9 protein-coding genes are annotated in these 8,914 nt (G+C 61.1%); 4 read left to right on the forward strand and 5 right to left on the reverse strand.

Features of this window, described 5'->3' with window-relative positions; translation table 11 throughout:
- The first annotated feature begins 33 nt into the window (after positions 1–33).
- Positions 34–1,395 (forward strand): dihydrolipoyl dehydrogenase, encoded by a 1,362-nt coding sequence (gene lpdA / locus LN415_06215; protein ID MCJ2556687.1) that lies wholly within the window; start codon positions 34–36, stop codon positions 1,393–1,395.
- On the opposite strand, the gene LN415_06220 is transcribed toward lpdA, so the two are convergent.
- Both LN415_06220 and LN415_06225 read right to left on the reverse strand, forming a co-directional pair.
- A complete protein-coding gene (locus tag LN415_06220; GenBank protein MCJ2556688.1) occupies positions 1,396–2,433 on the reverse strand; it encodes an ABC transporter permease subunit in 1,038 nt (345 codons plus the stop codon).
- A complete protein-coding gene (locus LN415_06225; GenBank protein ID MCJ2556689.1) occupies positions 2,430–3,353 on the reverse strand; it encodes an ABC transporter ATP-binding protein in 924 nt (307 codons plus the stop codon). Before LN415_06225 ends, LN415_06220 begins: the two co-directional genes overlap by 4 nt.
- Positions 3,354–3,444: 91 nt before the next feature.
- On the opposite strand from LN415_06225, the gene LN415_06230 reads away from it, so the two are divergent.
- Positions 3,445–4,362 (forward strand): FAD-dependent oxidoreductase, encoded by a 918-nt coding sequence (locus tag LN415_06230; GenBank protein ID MCJ2556690.1) that lies wholly within the window; start codon positions 3,445–3,447, stop codon positions 4,360–4,362.
- On the opposite strand, the gene LN415_06235 is transcribed toward LN415_06230, so the two are convergent.
- From LN415_06235 to LN415_06245, 3 genes are all read right to left on the reverse strand, one after another.
- Complete coding sequence (locus LN415_06235) at positions 4,363–5,115, reverse strand: HD domain-containing protein (protein ID MCJ2556691.1); 753 nt, start codon at positions 5,113–5,115, stop codon at positions 4,363–4,365. It lies immediately after the preceding gene.
- Positions 5,112–6,902 (reverse strand): AAA family ATPase, encoded by a 1,791-nt coding sequence (locus LN415_06240; GenBank protein ID MCJ2556692.1) that lies wholly within the window; start codon positions 6,900–6,902, stop codon positions 5,112–5,114. Before LN415_06240 ends, LN415_06235 begins: the two co-directional genes overlap by 4 nt.
- 78 nt (positions 6,903–6,980) lie before the next feature.
- Positions 6,981–7,511, reverse strand: coding sequence for an HAD family hydrolase (locus LN415_06245; protein MCJ2556693.1), 531 nt, complete (start codon positions 7,509–7,511; stop codon positions 6,981–6,983).
- A gap of 120 nt (positions 7,512–7,631) precedes the next feature.
- Here LN415_06245 and LN415_06250 point away from each other — a divergent pair, with 120 nt between their 5' ends.
- Together LN415_06250 and LN415_06255 are read left to right on the forward strand one after the other, a co-directional pair.
- The gene (locus LN415_06250; protein MCJ2556694.1) at positions 7,632–8,267 is read left to right on the forward strand and encodes a MarR family transcriptional regulator; all 636 of its coding nucleotides are present in this window, start codon (positions 7,632–7,634) and stop codon (positions 8,265–8,267) included.
- Between the two features lie 10 nt (positions 8,268–8,277).
- A complete protein-coding gene (locus tag LN415_06255; protein ID MCJ2556695.1) occupies positions 8,278–8,895 on the forward strand; it encodes a DUF6293 family protein in 618 nt (205 codons plus the stop codon).
- Positions 8,896–8,914 lie beyond the last annotated feature (19 nt).

Raw genomic sequence — 8,914 nt, forward strand, 5'->3', positions numbered from 1 at the left:
TATCCGACATTCCACTACCTACACCCGATTCCCATGAAGGATGCTGTCATATTCGGCTCAGGTCCTGGCGGGTACTACTGCGCGCTGAAGCTGGCAAAGCTCGGGAAGGACGTGGCGATCGTGGAGGAGGGCGATGTTGGCGGGACGTGCACGAACGTTGGCTGCATCCCGACGAAGGCTCTTCTGGAATCCGCGAGAATCCTTCACGAGGCCGGAGCCAGCGGGCGGATGGGAATCGAATGCGAACCCGCGCTGAACTTCCAGAAAGCGAAGAAGAACGCCGACGTCGCCACCAAGCGGTCGTGCAAGGGGATCGAGCACCTGCTCGACCAGGCGGGCGTGAGCCTCCTTCACGGGCACGGGAAGGTCACAGAGGCGAACGTCATCGAGGTCTCGGGATCGGACGAGGGCACCGTCAAGGCGAAGAACATCGTCATCGCGACAGGCTCGTCCACGAGGGACCTGCCGAACGTCGCGTGCGATGGAGAGATGATACTCAGCTCAAGGGGCCTGCTCAACCTGGATCACGTTCTAGAGTCCCTTATCATCATCGGCGGCGGCTCAATCGGCGTGGAGTTCGCGAGCATCTTCGGCACGTTCGGCTCGAAGGTAACGATGGTCGAGCTCCTGCCCAACCTGTTGCCCATGGAGAGCGCGGTCGTCGGTCAGACGATGGAGAAGATACTCAGGCGGCGGGGAGTCGACATCCACACGAACGTGGCTGTCAGCGACATCGACATCTCCGGCAAGGAGTGCACCGCGAGCCTGGGCGGGGGGATAGAGATCAAGGCGGACAAGGTCCTCCTCTCCGTCGGGCGGGCTCCGAATGTGCCTGAAGAGCTGATCAGGCTGGGCGTCAAGCTCGGCAAGATGGGCGTCGTCGTCAACAAGCACATGCAGACCGCTCTCCCGCACATCTACGCCGTCGGCGATGTCACCGGCGAGCCCATGCTGGCGCATTCCGCCTGGGCGGAGGGCGAGGTGGCGGCGCTCAACATCGCCGGGACGCCCGCCAAGATGGAGTACGACCACATCCCGAGATGCATCTACACGTTCCCCGAGGTCGCCTCGTTCGGCCTGACCGAGGAGCGGGCCAAGGAGAAGGGCTTCGATCTGCGGATAGGCGAGTTTCCGCTCGTTGCCAACGCCCGCGCAAGAATCTCGGGCGAAAGGGATGGCTTCGCGAGGATCATCACGGACGCCAAGACCAAGAGGATCCTTGGCGCGTGCGCGATCGCCCCGCATGCGACGGAGATGATGCAGGAGCTTGTTCTCGCCGCGAGGCTGGGTCTGTCCTACGAGGAGATCGGAAAGACTATCCACCCGCATCCAACGGTTTCCGAGATACTCCTCGAGGCCGCGCGCGACGTGGATGGCGAATCGCTCCACAAGTGATCATTTCCACCTGACCAGTATCTCCTCTCTTTTGAACGTCTTGATGCTGAGGTACACGATGCCGACATCGATCAGGGCCACGAAGAGCGTGAAGATGAGCAGGTACCCGATGCTCAACGATATGATGCCCATTATGGCCAGGACCATAAGCAGGACCAGGGGCATGATGACCAGGCTTCCGAACTGCTGTGAGGCGCGGACATCCGTCACCTTCGCCGAGACGTAGACGTTCAGCGCGATGCTCATTATCGCGAACAGCGGTCCGAGAACGAAGACCGAATAGACCCACACGGGCGTCGGAACGGGATAGAAACCGAGCACTGGGTACGTTCCGACATCGATGATTATCGTGAAGACAACGAACGAGATGAAGGTAGCTATCATCGTGGGGATGAATATCGACAGCGACTTCCCGACCAGGAGCTCCCCGTCCGTCGTCGGCGTCGCCAGGAGCGGCTCGAGGCTCTTGTTGGTCTTCTCACCGACGAAGCTGTAGGAAGCGATGACGGTCGGGATGACGGCGGGGATCATCATGAAGAACAGTATCATGCTGTTCAGCACGATGTCCACGAAGATCCTGACATCGGATGGGTCCTGGTCGACGTAGGCGCAGTTCACCGTCGTCGATGATGGGGACACGTCCACGTTCCAGAGATTCGAGTTCCGTATGACGCTGACGTCCACAACGGACACGTTGACCAGCTCGGACCCGTTCACCCTCGTGTCGAGCAGCGTGGAGTTGAATATGCGCGAGGCGTAGATGTACGAGCTCCTGATCGTGCAGTTCTCTATGATAGCGTTCACGATCATCGTCCGGTTTATCTTCTGGTCCGTGAACGTGACGCTCGGAGTGAGGTCCAGCTCGACCTGCTCGCTGGAGGTCTCGAAGGCCCCCGTGTATATGACGGGCAGGAAGCTGAACGGGATGACGACGGCCATGATGACCGGCATGAAGACGAGCGTGTAGAGCACGTACTTGTTCGTCCTGAGCTCGGCCATGTCCTTCCGTGCGACGATCCAGACCTTGTCTAGCCTCACGTGGACCCACCTATCAGCTTCAAGTACACCTCTTCCAGGCCGCGCTTGAACTCGGAGATGCTCTGGATCTCACCGCCGTTCTCCATCACCGCCTTCGCGATCACCGGGTTCCTCTCGTCCGGGTCGTCGAGCGAGATGAGGAGCTGCCCGTCCTGCTCCTGCACGTTCACGACGAAGTCCAGGCCCTTCACGGCCTCCGCGATCCGGGGGGTGAGCGTCTTCACGCGCAAGGCGGTCGTCCTGCCCCAGTACCTGCGTGCGAGCTCCTCGGGGGAGCCGACGGCTATCAGGCGTGTGTTCAGCACGCCGATGCGGTCGCACAGACGCTCGGCCTCGTACAGGTTGTGCGTGTTGAGGAATATCGTCCCGCCCTCCTTCTTCAGGTTGAGTATGAACCGGCGCACCGTCCTCGCGGCCTCCGGGTCCAGCCCCGCAGTGGGCTCGTCCAGGAACAATAGCCTGGGCTTGTGCACGAGCGCGCGGGCAATCGCGATTTTCTGCCTCATTCCCTTCGAGAACGTGGAGATGGCCTCGTCCTTCCTCTTCCAGATCTTGAGCATCGTGAGGAGCTCCTTTATCCGCTCGGCCCGCTCGCCGTCCTTGACGCCGTACAGCTGGCCGTAGAAGTCCAGGTTGCGGTACGCGCTCAGGCGCTCGTACAGCCCCGGCGATTCGGGAAGCAGGCCGACCATCTGCCTGATGTTCATGGAGTCCGGCTCCCGCCCGCACTCGTTCTCCCCGATGAAGGCCCGCCCGCTCGTGGGACCTATGAGGCAGCAGAGGACGCGCACGGTCGTGGTCTTCCCTGCGCCGTTCGGGCCGATGAAACCGAAGACCTCTCCCTCGGAGACCTCGAGGCTCAGGCTGTCGACGGCGACGGTGCCGTTGAACGTCCTCGTCAGCTCCTCAGTTCGAATCATGACTGACATAACTAAAGCGGCAACGTGGATAAAATGGTGTCGAACCGCTAAGGTTGAAATAACGCATCCGCATTCGAGTCTCGGGACTTGCATGAGCCTTGAGCTGATCATCATTGGAGGAGGGCCCGCCGGTCTGGCGGCCGGGATATACGCCATACGGGCAGGGATAGAGGCGATCGTAATCGAGAAGGCGATGGCGGGGGGTCAGATACTCATCTCCCCGATCATCGAGAACTACCCGGGGGAGAAATCCATCGCCGGGATGGACCTCGCTCAGAGGATGAGGGAGCACGCCGCCCAGTACGTTCCCATACACGAGCTGGAGGAGGTCCTCGAGGCCAAGAAGGAGGGCGACACCTTCCACGTGAAGACGAGCAAGGACAGCTACGAGGTCCCGGCCCTGATCCTGGCGACTGGGGCGACGCACAAGAAGCTGGGCGCCCCGGGCGAGGCAGAGTTCACGGGAAAGGGCGTCTCCTACTGCGCGACGTGCGACGGCTTCTTCTTCAAGGAGAAAGACGCGGCCGTCGTCGGCGGGGGGAACACCGCGGCGATCGAGGCCATCTACCTCCAGAACCTGGGCGTGCGGACGAAGCTCATCCATAGGCGCCCCCTGCTGCGGGCGGAGAAGGCCTACCAGGACGACCTCGAGCGGCTCGACGTGGAGAAGATTCTCGAGTCCAAGATCGTAGAGATCAAAGGCACGGACAAGGTGGAGTCCGTTCTCATCGAGAACGTGAACACGGGCGAGAGAGAGGACGTGCCTGTCGAAGCCGTCTTCGTCTCGATCGGCCTGATCCCGCAGAACGAGATCGCGAAGGCGCTCGGAGCCGAGCTGAGGGACGACGGCTACGTGAAGGTCGACAATTTCCAGCGCACGAGCGTCAAGGGCATGTACGCGGCCGGCGACATCGCGGGAGGGGCCCGCCAGATAGTGACCTCATGCGCTCAGGGCGCCCAGGCGGCTCTCGCGTCCACGGAAGTGCTGGGAAAACAGTATCCGTTCTGATCACCGAGGGTCCAGCTGCTCCTGCAGGATTTCTGACGTTCTTTGCGGCAAGAACCCAGAACTTACGATTTCCGCCACGATCTCTTCGGTCGGAACCCCGCTTCGCGACCCTTTCGCGACGAGCGACGTCAGGCGGACGAGCAGCTCTCTGTCCGCAAGGACGTTCCGCAACTCCCGCTCGAGTGCGACGGCCCTCTCCTTCGCTTCGGGGAGATACATCTTCTCCAACCGCGTCGGCAGATGCTTCTCGACCTCGTCGGCCAGTCTGATGGGGTCGTGGTCGGTGATGTTCGCGATCTTCCAAGCATGCCTGACGAACCCGAGCGGCCCCATCTTGTCCAGCGTGTCGGCGTCGTGCACCACCTTCGCCTCGAGCGTCCTGGCGGGGACCTCGCCGTCGTGGGCCTCGATGCAGTGCGTCACCCGCTCGATATCGTCCTGACCCAGGCCCAGCTCATCCAGGAACGGTTGGATGAATCGCGCCCCGCTAAAGCAGTGCCCCTCGTTCCCCAGATGAAGACCGACGTCGTGCAGCCAGGCTCCCGCCGCAACGATGTCCTCCCTGACGTCCTTCCGCTCCGAGAGGGAGAGGGCGATCTTCACCGTCCTCTCCAGGTGCCTGTTGCCCTTCGACCTCCCGCCAAAGGCGACGTTCCAGTCCAGGTGCAGCGCGTACTCGCGTATCCTCTCCAGCTTCTCGGCGGGGATCATCGCGACTCCATGCGCCTCGTCCGATTTATCCTCTGCGGTCACGAGTAGCCTGGGATATCCTTGGCGGGCGCGCACTCTCCCATGTTTGAGGTCTTGCGGAACTCGACGTGGGCGGTCCGCTCGACGTCCGGCATCCTTATCGTGGCGTCCATGTTCAGGCCCTCCCGCAGAGCGGCCTTCCTCAGCAGGCGCTTCACGACGTTGACTATGTTCCCGCCGCAGAGCGGGTACTTGGCGGCTATCCTCGCGTAGTCTATGCTCTCCGCCGGCGCACCGCTGGGCATCAGCCTTCCGAATATCTCCGCCTGCTCCTGCGGGGACGGTTGCGGGAAGAATATCACCGTGTCGATCCTCCTCTCCAGCGCGTGGTCCATGTTCATCGGCAGGTTGCTCGTCAGCACAGTGACCCCCTTCTGGTTCTCGATCATGGACAGCAGGAAGGACGTGTCCCTGTTGATGAGCGCGTCCGTGGAATCGAACACGGGGATGCGGCTCGAGAAGAGGGCGTCCGCCTCGTCGAAGAGGAGTATGTCCCCGTTCTCCGCGGCCTCCTCGAAGACGCGCTGGACGTTCCTCATCGTCTCTCCGATGTAGCAGCTGGTCATGCTTGCCAGGTTGACCGCCAGGAGCTTCTTGCCCAGGAGGTGGGCGATGGCCTCTGCGGTCATCGTCTTCCCCGTGCCTGGTGGCCCCGTCAGCAGTATCGACGTCCCGGAGTGCCTCTCCAGCGTCTCGCCAGCGCCCCATGTCTCGTATATCGTGTCCCTGCTTCTCACCTCAGCAACGGCCGTCAGGATGTCGCTCTTCACTTCCTCGGGAAGGACCACGTCCCCGAGCCTGTACCTGGGCTCGATCCTGCGGGACGGCGCTTCGTTCCTGCCCTCTCCCAGCCTGAGCTTGCCGCGGAACTCGAACTTCGAGGGAGCGTCCATCTCTGACAGCCAGCCCTCGACCAGCGGGATCGCCTTCTCGACGTCGCTGTCGCTGACCTCGGCGGAATGCCTCATCCGGGCGCTCGCCTCCGCGAACCTCACCATGGAACCGAAGAGGCCGAGGTGGCAGAACTCGCCGTGCTGGCCCGACTCGGGGTTGGCCATGTGGATCAGGGCCCTCCTCACCTTCCGGAGGAGCCGCTCGGGAATGCGCGGTTCCAGCGAGTCCTGCGAGTAGTGGATGTACTCCTCGAGACGGTAGATGTAATCCGAGTTATGAGGGGCCTCTTCCAGACCCCGCTCGGAGTACATCCTGAACAGACCGTCCGCCAGCCTGGGCATGCTCTCCGCCTCGCCGACGTGGATGTAGTCGAAGCACTCGAGCAACGCGGCGGGAACTCCCCTGAAGGCCATTCCATCACCGTACTCGTAGCTCTCGAGCTCCGTCGTGTCGATGATCATGAGCAGCGACGTCTCCACTCCTTCCAGCTTCGACGGACTGAACTCGCGCATCGTCTTGTTCGCGAAATCGACGGACCGCTCGTCAGAGACCCCATCGACTATCGTGATGCCGCCGTTGCACACGGTCAGGTCGGGGAACTCGAACTCGTCGGACTCCCATATCCCCCGCCTGAAATCGTTGAGCGTACACATCTCGAGCCTGTCGGCTAGGGAGCGCAGGAAGCACCTCAGCGGAACGCTCGGGTTGACGACCGCGATGTTGATGGACCCGCGAAGGAGGATGTCCCCGACCTCCCGGCTCACCCCTCCGAACATCTGGAGCATGAGCGCTTCGCCCAGCTTGCTGTCCAGAACATCGCCCGCAGAGAGCGATCTCAGCATCAGGTCCTTGAACTCCCCGCTCGGAAGCTCAGCGACCTTGCCCTTTCTCTTCATTCTTGACCTTCTCGTTGTATCACCTCAATAGATAGTCTATCCTTCCCGTCGTTCAGAGCTTGTCGAAAATAGAAGAGTTCATCTGCAGACCGTCTCAGCGGGAGGCTGACCTTCTTGCGCGTCCTCGGACAATCGGACGACATCCTGCAGGTCCCCTATCCTGTTGGACGCCGTGGACGTTCCCTCGCGATCGAGGAGGTACGCCCTTATTCCCCGCCGCTGAACGGGCGAGACGTCGAGGTTCCAGGTGTCCCCGACCATGACGATGTGTTCCTTTTCCAGGCCCCTTCCGCACTTGAACTCGTATAGATACTTCGCCTTGTCGTCCCTGATCACGACGTCCTCGAAGTACTTTCCTATGTTGAAATGTGCAATGAGCGGATGAAGGACGTCCTCGTGGTTCCTCGACAGGATGTACAGCCTGTGCCCGCGGGTCTTGAGCGCCTGCAACAGGGCCGGGACTCCTGGATCCAGTTCGAAGTATTCCTTGGCCCTCTTCACATTCCTTTCCCCGTGGTTCCAGAAGTCCTCGCTCGTCTTCCCTCCGCGCAGGCGGTACAGGGTCCCTTCGGCATCGAAGAAGATGTGAAGAGGCTTCTCACTGCTCATTGCGATACGTATCACGCGTCGTGCGGATATTAGGCTTGCCCCATACCGTTTGAATGGAACTCATACTGTTTGACGGAGAATATAAACATTCTTATACACAGCAAATGTTAGGTGAAACAGATGGCAACGCTCTTCGGTACCCTTGGATGGCGCCCCGCCTCTCTCATTCCATCGATCAAGTCGACCGAGGGGCTCGAGAAGGTCATCTTCTACCACAGCGACCACGAGAGGAGCAGGAAGGCCCGCGACCAGGTCGTGGAGTACTGCGAGCAGAGGAACATACCCGTGCGGTCCATTGAGCTGAGGGACGCTTTCGACCTCATCCAGATCGCGAAGAGGATAAGGGACGACGTCAGGAGGGAGAGGAGCGGGGGGAACTCGGTCGCGAAGTTCAACATCGGCGGGGGCACCAGGCTGATGAGCAGCGGTGCCCTGCTCGCCTGCGTTCTCGAGGGGATCCCGACGACGTACGTCCACGACGACACGCTCGTGGAGTTCCCGCTCCCTCTCCTCCAGATCGAGTACTCGGCAGCCCTCACGCCCAAGCAGAAGGAGACGCTCCAGTCCCTCATCGCCCACGACGGTCCGGTCACGCAGACGGAGCTCTCCGAAGAGCTGGGCATCCACAAGGCGACGGTGAATCACCATATCAAGGAGCTCAGGAAGAAGGGCCTGGTGAGCGTGACGATCGACCCGAAGGATTCGAGGAAGAAGATCATTAAGGCGGCTCCGTTCGTGGAGCTGCTCGTCGAGTAGCGGTGGTCCGTTGAAAGTCCTCATATCGACATATGGGTTCGACGAGAGGAAGGTAGTCGCGGCTATGTCGAAGCTCGCGTACGACAAGCTCGTGCTGGTCGTCGGCGATGACGTTCTGGAAACGCAGGGCTATCTCCGGCTGAAGAAGATGGAGAGCATCGGACCGAGCAAGATGGAGACCGTCACCGTGGACGTCCACGACTTCCGGGACTGCCTGGACAATGTGGATCGGGCGATCAGGAAGTGGGATGTGGAGGAGAACAAGGTCGTCCTGAACATCAGTGGTGGGACCGTGATCCTGGCGGACGCTGCCCTCCTGGCGGGATACCACAACGGCGTCGAGATCTACCACGTGGATGAGAAGGTGACGAAGCTGCCCGTCATCAAGGGCATGAAGATAGGCGATCGGTTCACCGAGCCGCAGACGCTTCTGATCAAGGCCCTTGAGGCGGACGACACCATCCCGAGGCTCGCGGAGAGACTCAAGAGCACTGGAATCGACGAGCAGGCTGTCAGGCGGGAGATCCGTATGCTGTCCAACAAAGGCGTGATAGGGCAGCGGCTCGAGAAGGGTCAGATACGTCTGGACTTCAAGGAGGGGCAGGAGTGGTTCAAGCGGTTCCTATAGGAGGGACCATCACTCCGGA

It is taken from the genome of Candidatus Thermoplasmatota archaeon (genome assembly GCA_022848865.1).
Taxonomy (GTDB): domain Archaea; phylum Thermoplasmatota; class Thermoplasmata; order RBG-16-68-12; family JAGMCJ01; genus JAGMCJ01.

What these genes read in the sequence shown, in the direction of transcription:
- lpdA (MCJ2556687.1), top strand. Translation starts at nt 34, where the DNA reads ATGAAGGATGCTGTCATATTCGGCTCAGGTCCTGGCGGGTACTACTGC.
- LN415_06225 (MCJ2556689.1), bottom strand. Translation starts at nt 3,353, where the DNA reads ATGATTCGAACTGAGGAGCTGACGAGGACGTTCAACGGCACCGTCGCC.
- LN415_06230 (MCJ2556690.1), top strand. Translation starts at nt 3,445, where the DNA reads ATGAGCCTTGAGCTGATCATCATTGGAGGAGGGCCCGCCGGTCTGGCG.
- LN415_06240 (MCJ2556692.1), bottom strand. Translation starts at nt 6,902, where the DNA reads ATGAAGAGAAAGGGCAAGGTCGCTGAGCTTCCGAGCGGGGAGTTCAAG.
- LN415_06245 (MCJ2556693.1), bottom strand. Translation starts at nt 7,511, where the DNA reads ATGAGCAGTGAGAAGCCTCTTCACATCTTCTTCGATGCCGAAGGGACC.
- LN415_06250 (MCJ2556694.1), top strand. Translation starts at nt 7,632, where the DNA reads ATGGCAACGCTCTTCGGTACCCTTGGATGGCGCCCCGCCTCTCTCATT.